This is a genomic window from Halocatena marina, from assembly GCF_023276375.1.
Classification (GTDB): Archaea; Halobacteriota; Halobacteria; order Halobacteriales; family Haloarculaceae; genus Halocatena; species Halocatena marina.
On the sequence record NZ_JALLPK010000001.1, the window covers coordinates 1,215,015 to 1,233,487 of the forward strand.

The 18,473-nt window shown below is 51.7% G+C and carries 18 protein-coding genes; 9 read left to right on the forward strand and 9 right to left on the reverse strand.

Going from position 1 to position 18,473, the window contains the following annotated elements:
• The first annotated feature begins 283 nt into the window (after positions 1 to 283).
• Positions 284 to 916, forward strand: a complete 633-nt coding sequence (locus MW898_RS05635) for a LysE family translocator (RefSeq protein WP_248905366.1) — start codon at positions 284 to 286, stop codon at positions 914 to 916.
• A 200-nt stretch (positions 917 to 1,116) separates the two neighbouring features.
• Here MW898_RS05635 and MW898_RS05640 read toward each other — a convergent pair whose 3' ends face one another.
• From MW898_RS05640 to MW898_RS05655, 4 genes are all read right to left on the reverse strand, one after another.
• Positions 1,117 to 1,497: a hypothetical protein gene (locus tag MW898_RS05640; RefSeq protein WP_248905368.1), complete on the reverse strand. Its 381-nt coding sequence runs from the start codon at positions 1,495 to 1,497 to the stop codon at positions 1,117 to 1,119.
• Between the two features lie 114 nt (positions 1,498 to 1,611).
• The gene (locus MW898_RS05645) at positions 1,612 to 2,118 is read right to left on the reverse strand and encodes a Hachiman antiphage defense system protein HamA (RefSeq protein ID WP_248905370.1); all 507 of its coding nucleotides are present in this window, start codon (positions 2,116 to 2,118) and stop codon (positions 1,612 to 1,614) included.
• Positions 2,119 to 2,633: 515 nt separating this feature from the next.
• The gene (locus MW898_RS05650; RefSeq protein WP_248905372.1) at positions 2,634 to 2,858 is read right to left on the reverse strand and encodes a hypothetical protein; all 225 of its coding nucleotides are present in this window, start codon (positions 2,856 to 2,858) and stop codon (positions 2,634 to 2,636) included.
• 127 nt (positions 2,859 to 2,985) lie between these two features.
• Complete coding sequence (locus MW898_RS05655; protein WP_248905373.1) at positions 2,986 to 4,707, reverse strand: L-lactate permease; 1,722 nt, start codon at positions 4,705 to 4,707, stop codon at positions 2,986 to 2,988.
• A gap of 386 nt (positions 4,708 to 5,093) precedes the next feature.
• Between MW898_RS05655 and MW898_RS05660 the strand changes: the two genes are divergently transcribed.
• Both MW898_RS05660 and MW898_RS05665 read left to right on the forward strand, forming a co-directional pair.
• Positions 5,094 to 5,675 carry a helix-turn-helix domain-containing protein gene (locus tag MW898_RS05660; RefSeq protein WP_248905374.1) on the forward strand — a complete coding sequence of 194 codons (582 nt, stop codon included), beginning with the start codon at positions 5,094 to 5,096 and terminating at the stop codon, positions 5,673 to 5,675.
• Positions 5,676 to 5,786: 111 nt separating this feature from the next.
• The gene (locus MW898_RS05665; protein WP_248905375.1) at positions 5,787 to 7,562 is read left to right on the forward strand and encodes an Nramp family divalent metal transporter; all 1,776 of its coding nucleotides are present in this window, start codon (positions 5,787 to 5,789) and stop codon (positions 7,560 to 7,562) included.
• A 131-nt stretch (positions 7,563 to 7,693) separates the two neighbouring features.
• Here MW898_RS05665 and MW898_RS05670 read toward each other — a convergent pair whose 3' ends face one another.
• Both MW898_RS05670 and MW898_RS05675 read right to left on the reverse strand, forming a co-directional pair.
• Positions 7,694 to 9,169: an O-antigen ligase family protein gene (locus MW898_RS05670; protein WP_248905376.1), complete on the reverse strand. Its 1,476-nt coding sequence runs from the start codon at positions 9,167 to 9,169 to the stop codon at positions 7,694 to 7,696.
• 289 nt (positions 9,170 to 9,458) lie between these two features.
• On the reverse strand, positions 9,459 to 10,676 hold the full coding sequence (locus tag MW898_RS05675; RefSeq protein WP_248905377.1) for an MFS transporter: 1,218 nt from the start codon (positions 10,674 to 10,676) through the stop codon (positions 9,459 to 9,461).
• Between the two features lie 598 nt (positions 10,677 to 11,274).
• On the opposite strand from MW898_RS05675, the gene MW898_RS05680 reads away from it, so the two are divergent.
• On the forward strand, positions 11,275 to 11,634 hold the full coding sequence (locus MW898_RS05680; RefSeq protein ID WP_248905378.1) for a YunG family protein: 360 nt from the start codon (positions 11,275 to 11,277) through the stop codon (positions 11,632 to 11,634).
• Between the two features lie 484 nt (positions 11,635 to 12,118).
• Here the strand turns inward: MW898_RS05680 and MW898_RS05685 are convergent, their stop codons facing one another.
• The 3 genes from MW898_RS05685 to MW898_RS05695 form a co-directional block, all read right to left on the reverse strand.
• Positions 12,119 to 12,391 carry a DUF7968 family protein gene (locus tag MW898_RS05685; protein WP_248905379.1) on the reverse strand — a complete coding sequence of 91 codons (273 nt, stop codon included), beginning with the start codon at positions 12,389 to 12,391 and terminating at the stop codon, positions 12,119 to 12,121.
• 334 nt (positions 12,392 to 12,725) lie between these two features.
• A complete protein-coding gene (locus MW898_RS05690; protein ID WP_248905381.1) occupies positions 12,726 to 13,049 on the reverse strand; it encodes a DUF7853 family protein in 324 nt (107 codons plus the stop codon).
• A gap of 365 nt (positions 13,050 to 13,414) precedes the next feature.
• Positions 13,415 to 13,789: a winged helix-turn-helix transcriptional regulator gene (locus tag MW898_RS05695; RefSeq protein WP_248905383.1), complete on the reverse strand. Its 375-nt coding sequence runs from the start codon at positions 13,787 to 13,789 to the stop codon at positions 13,415 to 13,417.
• 155 nt (positions 13,790 to 13,944) lie between these two features.
• Here MW898_RS05695 and MW898_RS05700 point away from each other — a divergent pair, with 155 nt between their 5' ends.
• The 5 genes from MW898_RS05700 to MW898_RS05720 all read left to right on the forward strand — a co-directional run bounded on the left by MW898_RS05700 (position 13,945) and on the right by MW898_RS05720 (position 18,466).
• Positions 13,945 to 14,181, forward strand: a complete 237-nt coding sequence (locus MW898_RS05700; RefSeq protein ID WP_248905384.1) for a winged helix-turn-helix transcriptional regulator — start codon at positions 13,945 to 13,947, stop codon at positions 14,179 to 14,181.
• A gap of 184 nt (positions 14,182 to 14,365) precedes the next feature.
• The gene (locus MW898_RS05705) at positions 14,366 to 14,995 is read left to right on the forward strand and encodes a DsbA family oxidoreductase (RefSeq protein ID WP_248905385.1); all 630 of its coding nucleotides are present in this window, start codon (positions 14,366 to 14,368) and stop codon (positions 14,993 to 14,995) included.
• Positions 14,996 to 15,178: 183 nt separating this feature from the next.
• Positions 15,179 to 15,454, forward strand: a complete 276-nt coding sequence (locus tag MW898_RS05710) for a glutaredoxin family protein (protein WP_248905386.1) — start codon at positions 15,179 to 15,181, stop codon at positions 15,452 to 15,454.
• A gap of 1 nt (position 15,455) precedes the next feature.
• Positions 15,456 to 15,971 carry a redoxin domain-containing protein gene (locus MW898_RS05715; protein ID WP_248905387.1) on the forward strand — a complete coding sequence of 172 codons (516 nt, stop codon included), beginning with the start codon at positions 15,456 to 15,458 and terminating at the stop codon, positions 15,969 to 15,971.
• 635 nt (positions 15,972 to 16,606) lie between these two features.
• Entirely contained in the window at positions 16,607 to 18,466 is a 1,860-nt protein-coding gene (locus MW898_RS05720; protein ID WP_264383113.1) for a glycoside hydrolase family 15 protein, read from the forward strand.
• Positions 18,467 to 18,473 lie beyond the last annotated feature (7 nt).

Here is an 18,473-nt window from a genome sequence, read left to right on the forward strand (position 1 = left end):
CTTGTTTTATCTTAATGCAAGAGGTATGATTTGAGTGCCTTCTGCAAATCAAGGTATTCGAACTGAATTGAGATCATATAATAAAGATATACATATAGTGAAGATGATATTCATATTTCTTTAGGCGTGTATGGTGAGCTGTAAAATCAAATAGTGACTTACTGTGGTTTATTGAATGGAGGTGTAGCCCGTAACTTATGTTCTGAATAGTTACTTTCACATGGGGAGTTATAGAATTGTCGCGATCAGTGTTTTTATTAGGTTACCATCCTCCAGTTGATGAATGTTTAATGTAGGTGTGTTCGTCGCGTTTGTCCCGATCGCAATTGCTCTCATTGTCTCCCCTGGTCCAGACAGTATCTATACGCTGACCCGTAGCATCAGTGACGGTCAGTCATCTGGTGTGATGGCTGCACTCGGCTCGTCTGCTGGCAGTATGGTTCATACAACAGCCGCTGTGTTGGGACTAACAGCCATTCTGCGAACGTCAGCGTTGGCATATTCATTCGTCAAATTCATCGGAGCGGCGTATCTCGTTTATCTTGGTGTACAGACGTTCAGAAACACGGACGAATTCGAAATCACGCCAGAAAGTTCTAGCTATACGCCACGTGAGTCGTTCCGAAGTGCTTTGATGATCAATGTTTTAAACCCGAAGGTCGCAGTGTTCTTTCTTGCCTTCCTTCCTCAATTCGTCCAACCGGGAAGCAACACAACTGTCCAAATTTTCGCGCTCGGAATCGTGTTCGCTAGTCTTGGGTTTCTGTACCAAGCGATACTCGCGGTGTTTTCAGCGCGAGCACGCAGGGTGATTACCGAACGCGAACTCGTTCAAACGATGCTTCGCACAGTAAGTGGGAGTGTTCTTGTTGGCTTCGGTGTAAAACTCGCTCTTGAACGACGAACTACCTCATAGCGTAGTATTGGACTCCGCCGCGACGAATCAGAGTCGTTCATCAGGTGATGGACACCGGCGGATGTAGACTAGATACCAAACAGAGACTGGTTCTCATCGTGTTTCTCGACATCCGGTCCGCGGGATACGTCTGGTATTCGGATGAGGCACCCACGTTTTGAGGATTCTCATTCCCAGTGTCGGAAAGCGCTGTATGTCTGTCAACTACGATTGCAGTCTTCAATTTCGGCCGCGTTGATATCATCCAAATCGGTGGGGGAATTTTCATCCGGTTCTGCGGTTGTAAGACAGCACGCAGGACTTGCCCTGTAGTAGATGCCAGCCTCGTTGAGTGTAGACCGTGCGAGTGGTGTCTCTGCGTCCCATTCTGGAAGGTATCTATCCACATCATTAACAGCGACCACGACAACAATGGAAGCGTCAGCCGGATACTGAGGATTAGCCTGAGCGACGGTGACCCCACCGTACATGAGCCAATCGGCAGCAGCTTTTGATGGCAGAGACACAACGACTGATCTCGGGGCTAATGAATCATCACGGTCGATGACTGTGTCACCAATCTCGAAAGGGCAGCTTGTCATGATTGCACATGACGTCCTGCGATCGGACCGGCTATAACGGCTTCTTAGCTTCAAACTGTTGTTTTTTGAACTACAAAGGCGTGAATAAGGTGGATCAATGATCGAAATAGACGATCACTCGTCGCCAAGGAGCGCCATTTGTTGGAGATAATTATCCCGCAGTCGCTGTTCAACCAAACGGAGCCAGTCGCTGTCCTCAATATTGATATTCTCACGGAGAATGCGGACGAACGAGTCAACATCTTTCGGGTCCTCCTCTGGAAACTCCTTGACGATACGTTCCCGAACGAACTGTCTATTTTCGGGGGTACAGGGATCGTGACGTGATTGTTCAAACGCACGGACAGCAATCCGGAATAGCTTCCCATCTCGATCATCAAGCCGTGAACCGATACGGGCGACATCGCGCAACGTGCTGTCCGATGTATTGTCCCGGTCGACTTGCGTTGCCGCTCTACGAATCGCCTCCATCTTCGTTTCACCCAATCCATAATTAACGATTCCCTCAACTACCCCATCCCGCGTCGATTGAGTTGTGGGCTTCAGGTACGCCCGATAATTCGCACTCGAATACGGTGGATCGTCGACGACAAACGTAATCTCACGTCGTTTGTTCTCCATTAGCGTCGAAATGAATCCGTAAAGGGTGATCCAAGATATTCGTCCCAGCGAGATCTCTCATGCCGTGGTGTAAGCACTGTATGACGGATTGTGACGCAGCTATTATGTGAACGCTTCCCAATCATATCACCACCGTTTGAACTGATATCGTAAAAATATTTTCATAACAAATGTAGGTGATAGTGAATCTGAATATGTCAGTTTAGCACTCTGCGGTGATCGCAGTAGAGTGGGTGGGTTATTTTCTATCTTTGGACCGAATGTACATATCTGATGACGATTTGTTTATCACGGTAATTAATTATTTTTATCATAGCGAATTGGACGAGTTCTCGAATACATTCTTTAAAGTTATCTGAGACGTATCAGAACTGGTAATAGGACTGACCGGTGCAGGCTAACTGACATTCGAGCCAGTGCATTGGACGTATCCTGACTATCGACACGGTTCAAATTAAAGTTGATACTAATTACTCATCTGTTCGGAGGCACTCTATGCTATTGCTCTCCGTTCATCAATCGGAGTTGTGCGTGAGTCGCCACTGCGGGTTTACTGGGTGTGATGACTCATCGTTTCCAGCACACTTACCGAGATACGTCAGTGTCCCTGTTACGGTATGAACATTCACCTGCGCATCGAGGTGACATCCGTCAATATGCCCCATAATGCCGTACGTGTTGGTTGCAGTTGCTTTGGCCACATCACCAGAGAGTACATTGAGGTAGTTGCGCTGAAGCATGACCGCGTCCGACGATTTGACGACAACAACAGTCTATCCATCACCGATTGTTGCTGTGAACGTTCCAGTATTCACGGTCGCGTTGGCTCGCACCCGAATGAGAAGTCCTTTTGATCGCGTGATCGATTTAGAACGTCCCGGAGAACAGTGCGTAACTGAACACGAGAGTGAGTAGTCCCGTTGCTGTTCCATAGTAGAGCAGAGGAAGGAGTTCCAGCCGGATTACTCGCCCCTCCTCGCCAACGAGACCAACGACAGCCAACGCAGCGACAACATTGTGGACTGCGATGAGGTTGCCGATTGCGCCGCCGACTGCTTGTGTCCCTAGCATGATTGTTTTTGATGTGCCGATCTGATCTGCAACACCGTACTGGAACGTCCCAAAGAGGATGTCGGAGACGGTGTTCGATCCCGCGAGGAACGCACCGAGTGCACCGACAAACGGTGCAAAGAACGGATACACCCCGCCAGCGACGGTTGCCATGCTCTCTGAGAGAACGATGAGCATACTATCAGTATTTGTCGCTTCGCCAGACTGTAACATTATTTGTACTGTTGCGACCGCGAATAACAGCGCAATGACAGCCGGCGTGACTTTCTCGATCGTTTCAGCCCACGTCGCATGCACTTGTTCTACGTTCATACCGTGTAGAGCGATGGTGGCGAGGTGAACGACGACGAACACTGCACCCGGTAGATACAGTAGCGCGAAGTCACCGCTGAGACCTGTTCCAAAAATGTTCTCCCACGCGAGCGTGAATAGCGAATCTGTAACGAACGCCTTCACAGGGTCGACAACCCGCGTTACAACGAGCAACGCCGCGACGAGGACGTACGGAGTCCACGCTTTCCACAGCGGCATCTGCTGAACGACGCCACCGTCAGCGGCGACCATACCACTATCATCCTGCGTCGTGGATTCACCGGGTTGGATATCACCGACCCAGTGGCTCGGCCACTGTTCTTGATCGGCAAAGTCCCACTCCTCATCAGGGTGGAAAAATCCGGCTTTCAACGCAGAAACCGTAACGAGGAGACCAACCATCGCCCCTGCGAGGCCGGGAAAGACCGGTCCCAAAAAGTACGCGGTGAGAAAATACGGAACCGAGAACGATCCCCACGCGAATAGCGTCAGTGGCAGAACTTCGAGCGCCGGTTTGATTGAACGCTCCTCCCCGAAGAACCGCGTCATCATCGCTACACCAATGAACGGCAGGAACATGCCGACGATGACGTGAAAGGATGCTGCGAACACAGCGATCTCACCGACCCACTGGGAGACAGTCATTCCGTGGCTCCCGACTGCTTCCTTGATGAGCGGAACGCTCTTGAAGATATCAATCATTCCGATGATGAGCGGAGTACCAACTGCGCCAAACGTAATCGCCATGAGGTTTCCAGTCAGTGCGACGACGACAGCTGCGAGTGGTGGGAATCCAAGTCCGACGAGGAGTGGGCCAACGATGGCAGCAGGCGTGCCGAATCCGGCGGCCGCCTCGATAAACGATCCCATCAGAAATACGAGCAAAACGACCTGTATGCGGCGGTCCTCACTGATCGATGCGAACCCACTATTGATAGCGTCGAACGCACCTGTCTGTTTCAATGTGTACAACAGGAGAATTGCACCGAAAACGATGTAGAGGATGTTCGCAGCAGTGATGAAGCCGTTGATGGTTGCCGCTGCGATCCATGTTAGATTCATTCCCCACCCAAGAACACCAGCACCGATGGCGACAATCCACGCGACAGGCATTGCGCGCGTGGCTGGCCAATACTGGCCAACCATCAGAAACGCGATGGTCAAGAGTGGGAGGAGTGCAATGAGGATGTCAACAGGGCTACCCATGCCGAACCTCACTGTTTGTTTGCAGACAACTATACTGTCTTTCATCTATCGGCATCGATGCCACCTTGGTAACTATCATTCCATGCCGTAACTCATCTGGCATGAGATACGACCACCAATCCATGTACTATAATACCCACTGTTCGTTGCCACTTGTGACATTTTATCCCAGAATCTACCGGAACGATACACACGTGTGTACTGGCTTATAGTGTGTTATTGAGCCGTCTATATCGTGTTCGATCGTTTTCTGATTTCAGCATCGAGGGGGCCGAGTACAGTCGTCTGTACTGGGTTGCAGTCGTATGCATAGGGGAGTTCAGTCGTATGAATTGGATATTCAGTCGAGTGTATAGGCTTATGTTTTCGTGTGCAGAGGCTCGCACATGAACTCATCGACCAACAACCGAAAGCGGAACGAACACGGCCAGTTTGACGACAAAATACCCTCGGAATCTGCGCTCGGTGTATTCGAATCGCGTGAAGACCAAGCGCGACCGCTCACAGCGACAGACGTAATGGAGGCGCTCGACTGTTCACGTCGAACTGCGCACAACAAATTGAATATGCTCGTCGAAAAGGGCGTACTCGCCACGCGAAAGGTGGGGGCACGCAGTCGCGTCTGGTGGATTCCGATTGAGAACGCCTCAATGCCGAATCAGTCCGAGACAACCGAACAGCGCCACCCGCGGCCTGTCTCGAACGCGATTCAGCAGGCTGACCTCCCTGGCGAAGGCCCAACACTCGAAGCACGCCGCGAGGCACTAGCAGCAGCGCACGACTATCTCGCTGAGCATCCAGAGGCGAAGAAGGCGGACTTTCTCCGTGATGTCTACCACAGCTATCCTGCACAGTACGAGTCAGCAGAAGGATGGTGGAACGCGATTCAACCGGCGCTCAAGCAACTACCAGACGTCGATCCACCGAAGGAACGTGGTCATGTCTGGCATTTCCTCGGTGGCGACTGACGCCAATCATGTAGATTTATACCACAATGGTCCAAACCAATGGCAGAATTGGTTATTACAATGCGTTTGAATCGATGGCCACGGCCGAGACACTGTCTGTAATATACATTCATGGCACGCTCTCTCGACACGCACGAACAGACGTCTGCTGATGAGTCAGAGAGTGATCCCACCGACGATGTCTATGCCCCAGAAATCGAAGGGAAACAGTACCGCGGGACGTGGTATCTCCCCTTGCCGTACGACCAGCTTTCTGAAGCACCTGAAACCGACGACTATCCAACGCGTGGAACGGGTGGAACGTTCCGAATCGCCGATCTACCGCGGGTCCCTCGTGTCAGACACATTGTCGGTCCAAGCGCGCTCATGCTCGGTGCTTCGCTCGGAAGTGGAGAGACGCTGTTCTGGCCAGTTCTCATTGCACAACACGATTGGACGCTCTACTGGGCGTTCATTATTGGAGTCTTCACCCAATTTTTCATCAACACCGAACTCCAGCGGTGGACGCTCGCAACCGGTGAGAGCATCTTCCGGTCGTTCCTTCGAGTCCGTCAATTCTGGCCGTGGGTGTTTCTCATTGGCGGTCTTGTGAGTCTCGGTTGGCCCGGATGGGCGGCTGGTGCAGCACAGGTTGCGGTAACCGCCCTTGGATTAACTGGATCCGTCTCTGCAGTCGGTGTTTCACTCGCTAATTGGAAACTCATAGCCATCGGTCTGATGGGTGTGATCTGGTGCTCATATCAGATTTCGTCAGTCATGTACAACGCTGTTGAAGCGTTTCAGATTACGCTCCTGTTCGTCGCAACTGGTGCGGCGATTCTCCTTGTATTCGTCTCTAACGCGTTTACTGAACTTGCAACTCTTCCGTCGAACGTTCTTAATGGAAGCAGTACCATCCCATCGGGGATGGATCTCGCAGTCTTTCTCGGAGGGCTCGCCTTTGCCGGTGCCGGTGGCTATCTGAACCTCTCACAAAGTCTCTGGGCGCGTGAGAAAGGGTATGGAATGGGGAATTATCAAGGTCGTGTGAAGAATCCACTCATCGGTGACGATCCGGAACTGATCGAACGAAACGGTTTCACGTTCCGTCCGGTCGAACGTAACCTCCGACGGTGGCGTGGCTGGTGGCGCGTCATCCAATTAGAACATTTCCTGACGTTCGTCGTTGGCCTCATTTTCGTCGCCACGGTCCTTATGGCCGTCTCTGTCCGATACGCGTCCGGAACGGCGAGTGGCGCCATTACGATGTGGCTCGTCCAGATTGCGCCCCAGATTGGTGGTCTCGGTACCGTCCTCGTGTTCGTCGTCCTCTTCATTGCGCTCTTTACGACTGAGTACGCGATCGTCGAATCGTTCGTCCGAAACAGTGCTGATGCGCTCTATGAGACGTACGGACGCGATGCTGACTGGGAACTGTCTCGTCTCTTCTGGCGACTTCTCACTTCGTTCGTCGTCTGGGGCATTCTCATCATTCTCCTGTTTACAGCGCCCTTCGAGAACCAGGAGCCGTTCTTTTTCCTCGTCGTCGGCGCAGCGTTATCCGGGATAATGATGTGGCCGTACACAGTTCTCACGCTTATTATCAATACAACACGGCTTCCTGAACATCTTCAACCGGGATGGTTCCGCGTTGTGGCACTCTGGTGGGCCTCAAGCCTTTATGGCTATTTCAGCAGCCTCCTCATCGGCGAGACACTCTCTGAAATCACCGGTCTTGGCGTATTCGAAACGACTGTCACTGTTCTTGGGAGTGCGCCTGCCGGATACGTGATCTGGGTCGTGTTTTTCAGCGTCCAAACGTACGCAATCGTGCGATCGGTGCTCGGTAAACGGCGTGCAGCCGGTACTGTTGAATCTGCTGAACTAACGAACGGATTGTTCTCCTGACTATCACTGTTAAGACGCTCGATGAATTTTGACGGTTGCGTGTGCCGAACTCTCTCTAAGACGGACGTTGCATTCACTGCGCTTATTCAAGACGGACCCAGCGATGTGATGGGAGGGCACATATTTTCCGTTTACTGTGACACCCTATCTGTCTCGATCCAGAGATCACTAAGAATGAGGAATCCAAACGACAGCGTAGCAATAATCGAAGAAATTTCGTGCTGAAAGAGCGTGTATCCTTCGAACATCTGGTGGATTCCGAAGCCGAACGCAAGTGCCAAAGCAGAGACGTCCACTTGTTGATTTCGTCGGACACCGGTGATGAGGCTACCAACAACGATTCCCGCATACGCGATGCCACCGATGAAACCAGCTCGGAGGAAGATCACGAGATACGAGTTGTGAGGGTTCTGTCCTTTGTACGGTTCTGAGACATACGGTGCGATATATTCTCCAGGCGTGATGAGACCCGCTCCAAAAAGCGACGGGTCATTGAGAAAGGCTTCGATGCTTCCTGCCCAAAGTGAAAATCGTCCGCTCGGAGTAACACCTACGATTGGCATCGAGAGTACAAAAAGCAAAACAACACCGGTGAGTCCAGCCATCGCGTATGGAAGTCTCCGACGACCGAGAACCACATACGAGACGTACAACGCGAGAGACACTGCAGCAGCGAGGAAACTGGCTCGGCTCTGCGAGAAATACAGTCCTACGCTATTGATGAGGAGCATTCCCCCTGCCAAACACGAAAGCGCAAGTGAGCGTATGATGGAGTATGTCGGCACAGTAGGCGATGATCCACCCAATGGCTTCTCCTGAGGCTCTGTGCGATCTCTGATATCTTGAAAGAGGCGGTGAATCAGTATCGCAGCAGAGACGGTACCAGCAAACGCAACGATTCCGAGCATGTTCGGATTCTCGAACACCGACTGAAGGGCGTGGAGCTGTTTATTCATGAACAGCGGTGTAAACATTCCATCAGCTAGATCGACGTTCATGGTGAGAAATGAGTAGCTTCCAATGTGATACACCAGTATTCCTAGCAGAACGGTGATATTGGATAGGAGACTCAGAGTCCACAGAAATGTACGACTCGAGATATACCGGGGAAGAACGAACAGGTTCAGACCCATCATGAACCCAGCGAGGAGTGGTAACGCTGCAAACCCGGAATTGGGGGCGAATTCAACTGAGTGAGAGAGATGAATCGATAGTAACACCGTGAACGCGAGGAGATACACACCAGTCTGCCGGAGATATCTACGTTGGTTGACGGAGACACAAAGGAAAAATAGCAACAGCATCACGATGAGTACTAGTTTGACGACACGACTTGGCTCTGAAAATCCGACACCTCGCTGTTGGAAGATGACGCCAACGAGAACGAGCATACAGAGTAAGTACATAAACAGTAATATCGCAAATAGTCCGTCAAGTCCATGCTCTTGGTATCCATAGATGGCGAACCCAATTCCTCCAAAAAGCACGACGGTTGCGAGTACGTGATAGGTTGTGAGCCATTCGAAATCTGTCGTTCGATTGAATATCATAAGAATGAAAAGAAACATGAAGGAGCGAGATAAAAGGTAGCCAGATGACTTGTTCATTAGTTGCTCCTCTGTGACATCGAGATAAAAATTTTGTGGCTGTCACCTTTCCAAAATCAGGAACGTTCTATTAATTTCATACCCACAGCATAGATAGTGCCATTCAGTGCTTGCTAGTTTCCCCCAATGTCCAACGAGACAGTCCACGAACAGCGTTGCCAAATAATATGTAAATTGTTATTCTTTACTTCCGAACGTTGCTCCTAAGTGATCGCTATTCTGCTTGTCGATCGCCACGCTGCTAATTGAGGAGAATCTTCAACATCATTGATCATCCATCCAGCTACCATCATATATCAGAAGTTTGGGCTGTTTGGGTGGCTGTCTTTTCGCGAGTAGACCGCAAAGCGGCGGTCGAGCAGAGTGCGATACATGCACCTGCTGCGAGTGTCGGAAACGCGAGCGCGTAACCACCCGCATCAAGTGTCCAACCGAAGACAACCGGCGAAATCACTGTCGTGCTGAATCCAATGAACGATTGAACCGACAGCGCCATCCCGACGTGTTCATCAGCGACAAGCTCGGTGATTACAGTAGATGTTGGTGCACTATCCATCGTAAGGACGAGCCCATAGCACAAGACGAGAGCAACAAGTCCAATGAGTGCAAGTCCTTGCAGCATACCCAGCACGGCACTGATCAAACCACTCATAAAGAGCGCGCCGGCAATGATCCGAACCCGGCCCACACGGTCGCTCAACGTTCCTCCGATTACGTTTCCGAGGCCACCAACGGCGATCATCACGCCGGCCAGCGTCCCTGCGGTGAGTTCGGGCTGGCCGGTCGCCGCTATTGCTGGTGTTGCGAGTAAAAACGCGACGAGCCAGTTTCGAACCCCGAAGAGCTCCCAATTGTGCCACGAATAGACACTCACTGCAGCGAGGTACGACCGATTGCGGAGTATACTAAGATCGAAATCGCTCGTCTCACGCGTTTTTGTCGGTGCGTCGCGGCCGATGGTGAGAATGAGGGGCGCGACGACGAGTGCGCCAACGCTCGTCACAGCAATCGCCGTTCGCCAATCGACCGCGCTTGCGACTGCAGAAGAGATCAGAAACGAGAGACCGCTCCCGAGCGAGAATGTACCGATGTATATCCCCATCGCTGTTCCGCGACCAGTCTCGGTATACCAATCAGCGACAAATCGCATGCCTGGGACGTAGACGCCGGCCATGCCGATCCCAGCCATAAATCGAAGGAGCGTCCCATCGAGAAATCCTGTCGCCACAGCTGCGAACCCGAGACTCGCCACACCAGTCACCGCCGAACCGACCGCGATCACCCAACGTGGGGAGTAGCGATCGACGAGTACTCCCGCAGGAATGATCGCAACGAGATAGCCAGCCTGAAACGCTCCGAATATGAGTCCGGCATGAATTCCCGACAGATCCCACTCCGCTACAATACGCGGAAGCACCGCGGAGTAGTTGAACCAAACAAGAATCGAGAGCAAGAGGGAGACGCTGGCCACGGTGAGCATCCGAATCTGTGTTCGATTACCTACCATCTAATTACCTCTGCAACACGAAGACAGATAGAGCTTCGGAGGGCAAGTAATTCCGCAAGCCGACTGTTCCATACTCTGTGAGAAGTTGGCAATTGAGCGTTCATCGACGAAATTCCGTGTCTACAACGTCTGTTGTTGGAATGGCACAGGGACAATCGTATACTATCTACACATCAGTTTCACCGCCTTCGGGCGAGCGATCGATAAGATGTGGAGGAATCCCCATTCACTATGCATTAGGTTGACATTCGATATTCGAAGCAATAAACGAGTATGGGTAGACAGTCCTGTGACGGGCTGCGCGTTCTCATTACGGCTGTACTCCTGTAACTCTCAATGGCGTTTTGGAGTGGAATTAGGAAGTACTCAGCCGAGCTACGTTCTCGGCCACGGTTTGTGAACCTTCTCCGACATCGATAACAGACAGACTGTCGATATATTCTCATCATCTTGGCGAATCTAGTTATATCAATAGAGGATAGTATCTCTACTACGTATCAGGAGTAGCACCACAGTCATCCATAAGAGGTACTATTCGTCGCCCATCGACGTTCGGTAGCCGTCGATTTTATTTGCATATACGTTGTGAACGGTATCGATGGAATTTGATGAAGAAAATGTCCTCCGAGCGCTTCGAAAAGCGTGGTCACCTGAGTCAAGTTCGTTGTGGACAGAGGAGAATCCCGCACGAGGGCAGTGTGGCGTTACGGCGCTCGTCTTGCAGGATCACTTCGGTGGTGAAATCAGAAAAACACCGACCGATGGAGGGTTACATTTCTACAATATCATTAACGATCAGCGATGCGATTTGACCGCTGACCAATTTGATCAAAAGCCCGAGTACCTCGACCAGCCGTCGAACCGAGATGAGGCATTCGGTGATACGAATGCTCATCGGTACGCGATTCTCACAGACCGATTCGAGGCCGTTTTGAGCGCAGAGGGGTACGACCCGTGATAGACTGATGTTCTGTGAATGATCTCCGCGAGGAATCGAAGAAAGAGACAGTTTTTCGGTGGTTCTCGACGGAAAAGACAATCGCGAGAGTTGGATGTGTAAACACGCGGCCCTCGAATCTGAACAGCGTATAAAATATTACGTTATCCACATTCTGATCGGTATACGAACTATTAGTAGAATATGAATGTTTCCAGATCTTCTTCGCTTTATGATGGGTATTCTATTGTAACGCTATTTTGAGTCAACTGACGTAGGTCAAATTGTAAGGATTGTTGCTATAATTTCTGAGGGCTGGTTTGATTCAGATTAATGGGATGGAGTAACTTCCTCGTATCAATGGCCTCCGTGAATGATCTGTCTTGGTGGGTGGATAATTGGAGGATGTGTCCTCTGATCTATGAGTATCATTATTTCATCAAGAAGAAGAGACAGCATTCCACGATAAGTGCTGTGGTGAAGACACGAATTGGGTGGATTTAGGTCAGTCATACGGTTCGAAGACGAATACGGTCTCCTCTCCGATTGAGTCGCCGTCGTGTACTGACTCGACGCGAAGAACGACGTCTTGTGTTGTTCCACATCCTTGATTGACGAACTCGTTCCAGCGATCGCCAACGGCAACGGGTCCGTCTCGTGTTCGGCGAAGGTACAACCGGTAGGAACGACTGTCGAGTGCCTCGGCAATTCGAGACGTGGGTGGTGAAAAAGACAGGCGTATCTCAGTGGCGATGGCCGGTCTCTGTTGGTTGCCCATGTGCCTTCAATGCGCCCGCTCAAATTGAACCTATTCCTCTATCTAATAGTTGATGGATGACTCACGGGACGATTACGGCGAATCGGTTCGTTCATTTCGTCTCCGAATCCACTCGGGATACATTGGTAGCGTCTGGCGTCCGTCTTCAAATACGGACTACACGGCTCTTTCTGTACTATCGCGGTGATTTCGGCGGCCGCTGTGGTATTTATGAATATCTCGAACAATACGGTGTCATCGATCAGGGGAATCGCCCTCGCGTGCGGTGCGATCGGTATGACTGGACGCTACACACAGGAGTATGACTGAACGCTGGTTAATAGTTCCAAATAGATCACTGCTCACCAGCAGTGAGAGACTGCTGATCGATTTTTTCGATCACCGACTGGGCAGGTTTGCGGTCAATTTCCGGAGCGAACTCGCTTCTTGCGTGATAATCACACTCATATTGAATCCGATCCAATTCGAAGGCAGTGAACGCAAATTTTTTGTCCTCGATTTTTTCGATGATCGTAAGCTCGACACTCGGCAACGGCAGGTCCGTGTCGTCTCGTACAGCGACGTGAATGTAATCGAGGAACGCCTGATGCATCGCCCACCGCTCCTCTCGCGTGAACTCGAACTCGGTTACGGGCGGGGTGTTGATTTCGGCGACCATTGGTTTCTCACCGGTAGTTCATTACCTATAGTAACTGCTTGGTGAAGGACGATCGTAAGTCTATGCCAACGCGAACGAAACCACCTTACCACGCGGTGAGCGCCCTCGCGTCCGCTGAACTGAAGCACGCCGTTGGTTTTTCAAATTTGATATCTGTCATTATCGCTCCCGTGCGCTCAATGTTCGACGATTTTCTCTCGCCCTATCGATAGTACAGACAGAATGCCTGCACAATCGCTGATGGAAACTGGCGATAGTCTACTCAAGCGCTCAAATCAATGATTTCTGACGAGTACGACGATGAATTGCCGAAAATAACGATCGGATGAATTGTCAAATTATGTTATATATGCGAATAAATGCGTTCAATCGCTGATGTTGGTGATGTGTTCTTGACCCCACTCATGCATCGCGTAGATCACAGGTTCGAGTGATTGACCGTGTGTCGTCAGTGAGTACTGGACACGAACTGGCTTCTCACTGACAATTTCTCGATTTATGAGCTGATTTTCCTCAAGATCGTCCAGACTATCAGAGAGCACCTTACTGGAGATGCCGTCGACATTCTCTTTCAGTTCGTTGAACCCGCTTGGCCCATATTCGAGCAGTCGGTGAACGATGACTGGATGCCACTTCTTCCCAATGAGTGTCGCTGTCGTTGTGACTGGACACCACTCTTCACCAGTACACCAGACTTCGAGTTGTTCGATCCCGTCGTTCGATTCAGTTCGATCGGTCATACGTTCTAAAGGAACACGGCTTCTTTAATAGTTACGTATGGATATCGGATTACGTAAGGTAACGTGGTACGAATTCAGTTCATCGATACCAGAGCCATCAGTACGTACCCCCGACCGAGAGATTGTTGTAGTTGAGTATAGAACTGTTCGACATAGTGAGTAGAGACAGCAAAGAGCAAATTCAAGATCTTCCACCGAGCGCAAAACTCGTCTACAAAGTTCTAGAGTACGAAGGATCGGCGACACAGAGCCAACTCATCGAAGAAACGAGACTCTCAGAGCGTACCGTCCGATATGCGTTGGGCGAACTCCAGTCGATCGATGTTGTCGAACAGGAGATCTACTTTGCAGACGCCAGAAAACGGCTCTATTCACTCAACAGAACCGTCTAAGTGTTGGCCAATTGGTTATGAACGAAAAACGCAACCGACGAGTGGTCGTCGCATCAGTGCTAGCAACGGTTCTCATCGTCACTTGTGCCCACTGCAGCAACGTAACGCAGGGAATGCAGCATAATCGCAGCAGCACGCGTTCGTTACTGAAGCATTTATTCGTATGGGCCCTTCATTCCTACGCATGAGTCAGGATGATGATCAAATCACCGTGTACTCGGATTACGTCTGTCCGTTTTGTTATCTCGGTCGCCAATCGCTCGAAATGTATCAAGCGTCACGCGAGCAGCCTCTCGAAATCGACTGGCATCCATTCGATTTACGGAGTCAGAAACGCGGCCCCGACGGTGAGATCGACAACTCGGTCGACGACGGCAAAGATGAGGAGTATTACGATCAGGTTCGACAGAACGTCGCACAGTTAAAACAGCAGTACGATGCTGATGAGATGCTCAGTTTAGACGATCTGCCAGACGTAGACTCCCTGGACGCTCAAGTCGCCTCTTACTACGTCAAGACCGAATACCCAGACCAGTGGCTCGCGTTCGACGAAGCTGTCTTCGAGGCGCTCTGGGTCGACGGGAGAGACGTCGGCGACGTCGACGTCTTGGCTGACCTCGCTGGGGATGTTGGACTCGCGGGGGAGGAGATACGCGAGGCGGTCGCAGACGAGGAACTTCGTGATCGACTTCACGAACTGTTCACCGACGCCCAGCGCGATCGTATCACTGGCGTTCCGACGTTTGCGTACGATGACCACGCTGCTCGGGGGGCGGTTCCCCCAGAGCATTTGGAACGGCTCATCGAGACATAGCGTACGGTCACAGGGCGACTCGTACTGTTGTTCACTATATTGTGATGAATCTATGGCTCACAGCACAAACGTGGCATGTCGAATCGGTGGCAAGGATCGCTGATAGACCTGAGCCGAGTCGTGTAGATTGCTGGTAGCAAAGTACTTACCTGTCACTCGACCCAATTTTGGGTCGAATCACTAATGGCAGTAACTGTGCCCACCGACGACACAGCGATTACGTTGTATCGGCTGCAGGCCTGTCCATACTGTGAGCGCGTCGTTCGGACGCTCAATAAGTATGGCCTCACGTATCGCTCACGATTCGTCGAAGCGATGCATTCTGAGCGCGACGTCGTCAAGCGCATTAGCGGTAAGCGTACTGTGCCGGCTATTGTCGATGAGAATACCGGTGTGACGATGTCTGAGAGTGACAACATTGTCCAGTATCTCGAGGACACCTACGGAGAGGCCGAATAGCATGGACCTCGACTTTGACGTCGTGGAGTTGGAAGAGGCGGATCATCCGACAGAAAACGAGCAGGCCCCAGACTTCGTCCGGCCGCTCGTCAACGACGAGTACTGGGAGGACGTCGCTCTCTCGGACCTCATAGCTGCGAACACGATTCTACTCGTCTTCCACCCAATGGATGGAGATTTCCCGGCGACGTACATCTGGAATGAGCTCCGTGATCGGTCATGGGACGATCACCACGAGGTTACTATCGTCGGCCTCTCAATCTCATCACCCTACGAGCACAAGCGGTTCATTGCCGAGCGAGGAATGGACTATCAGCTGTTCAGCGACCCACAGAATGACGTTGCTGAGAAGTACAATATCGTCAATGATCTCGATGGAATGGCTGGTATTAGCGAGCCACGACCTGCCGTCTTCCTCATCGACGAGGATCGGAGGATTCGGTACGCATGGGTTGCACAGCAGTGGCCCGATTTCCCGGAGTACGACGAGATCGAAGACGAACTAGCAGCGCTTTGAACTGGCTCAGAGCAGCAAACATCGATCGACTGCTTGACTTCGGGACGTCGGTTGGTCGGCCGTCGTACGGATCTAACGTAAAGCGAACAATTTGAACTCCTCTGTCCGGAATCTGTTACAACTGTACTTACGTAATGGTAATTGGGTTACCAGTAGCTCACTTACTAACGTCGCTTTGCTCGACGACAGAGACTCTCGGTGATTTTGTCTGGATGCTAGAACAGAAACAGACAGGTCGAGTGCTATGGGACCGGATTGTGGTCCACCATTCATAGAACCTCCGGCACAAAGGGATACAGAGTGAAGGGGAGATTCACTGATCTCTTTTTGGCTCTGCCTGCCCTACGTTGTCTGTGTCATGGTATACTCTGATTCCCTGATCGACGACATAGGCACTCTCACAGCTGAAGCGTTCGTCCGGACAAAGTCGCTACTCGGCTGGAATTGCCTAAGAAACGGGCAGTATCGCTCACGATGCGGAACCGCGGGGCGGGTAAAACACTCTGTCTTCGATAGCGACAGTCGCTCCCACGGTGTCCACAGTAGTCCCCTCGGTCGAGGCCCCGAACAGAGTGGCTTTCGTGTCGATCAACGTGCTCCATCAGACGACTGTTCAGTGGCTTCGGGTGATACCGATGTCTGATGTGACGTACACGCCAATCGAGGAATACGGCTTCATCGGCAATCTCGAAACGTGCGCTCTCATCGGTCCGAACGCGTCGATTGATTGGTTCCCATTCCCTCATCTCGAGTCCGAAAGCATTTTCGCTGCGATCCTTGATCCGGAGCGCGGTGGCCGGTTCTGTATCAGTCCAGGAGAACCGTTCGAAGCGAGCCACCAGTACAGAGAGCGAACGAACGTTCTCGAAACGACGTTCAGAACGTCGAACGGGACCGCAACAGTAACTGATTTTATGCCACCTGCTGGGCAAATCGATCAGCCAAAACAAGTGCTCTATCGTAAGGTCACCTGTCGAGAGGGCCCCGTCGATCTCGATCTCGAATTCGAGCCTCGATTCGATTACGGCCGGGCGGAGATGACATTCTCATCGACAGAAGCCGGCATCTGTGCAGAGAGCGAAAAAACTCAAGTACTGCTCGAAGCGCCGATCGATCTTACGATCCTCGACAATCGGGTGACCGGCAGGATTTCGGTCGAACCAGGAGAATCAGAGTGGTTCTTACTCCGGTGTCCGGGGGCTGAGGACGCAGCTACCGACCCCAGCACGGCGCTAGCTGCGACGACCGACTATTGGACAAACTGGGCACACAACTGTGATCGCGTAGAGGGTGACTGTGCCTTCGGCGGTTCGTGGCACGAACTCGCAGTTCGATCTGGTCTCGTCCTCAAACTCCTCACACACGTCGATGCTGGAGCCATTGCTGCTGCCCCGACCACATCACTGCCAGAGGGTATCGGTGGCGTTCGTAACTGGGACTACCGCTTCAATTGGCTCCGCGACGCCGGCTTTACCGTACAAGCGCTGTCGAATCTCGGACATTCGGCGGAAGCCAACGAGTATTTCGATTGGTTCATGAGTGTTTGCCAAATTGACGATCCAAAGGAGCTACAACCACTGTACGGTCTCCACGGCGACGTAGATCTCACTGAACAAGAACTCGATCATCTTGCAGGATACCGAAACTCACAGCCAGTTCGGATCGGCAACGCTGCTGCCGACCAGCGACAGCTCGACATCTACGGTGAACTCCTTCTCGCTGTCGACGAGATGCTCCAGTACGACCGATCGCTCGACGATGATGAATGGGACGCTGTTCGTTCGATTGTCGAATACGTTCAAGACGTGTGGACGAACTCCGATGCCGGAATCTGGGAGGTCCGTGGCGGCAACAAACATTTCGTCTACTCGAAAGTACTGTGCTGGGTCGCCCTCGATCGGGGAATAGACATCGCAACCAGATACGGCTACGATGCGCCGCTCGATGACTGGCACGACACGCGAGCGACAATCAAAGAAGACGTGCTCGAAAACGGATACGACGACAGTGTTGGTGCATTCATGCAGGCGTATGGTTCGAACGCAATCGATGCGACAGGACTGTTGTTACCGATCGTTGGATTTCTCCCATTCGACGACGACCGGGTCCAGAATACGATTGCGGTGATCGACGACCGTCTCGTCGAAGACGACGTACTCGTTCAGCGATACGATGGAGATGACGGGCTGCCGGGTGGAGAGGGTGCTTTCGTGCTTTGCTCGTGCTGGCTGATCGATGCACTTTCCCTCTCGGGACGAGTCGATGACGCCTGTGATCGATTCAAACGGCTCATGGAGTACGTGAATCCGCTTGGTCTCATCGCTGAAGAGGTGGCGGCAGGCACCGAAACGTACCTCGGAAACTACCCGCAGGCGTTCAGCCACATCGGTATCATCAACAGTGCTCTGTATCTGGGCTACGTTCAGGGATACGGGTTACCGGGTCCTCCACCGATGGGAATTCGACTCGGTGAGCCGATCGAGAACAAGCCGTAAGTGATGA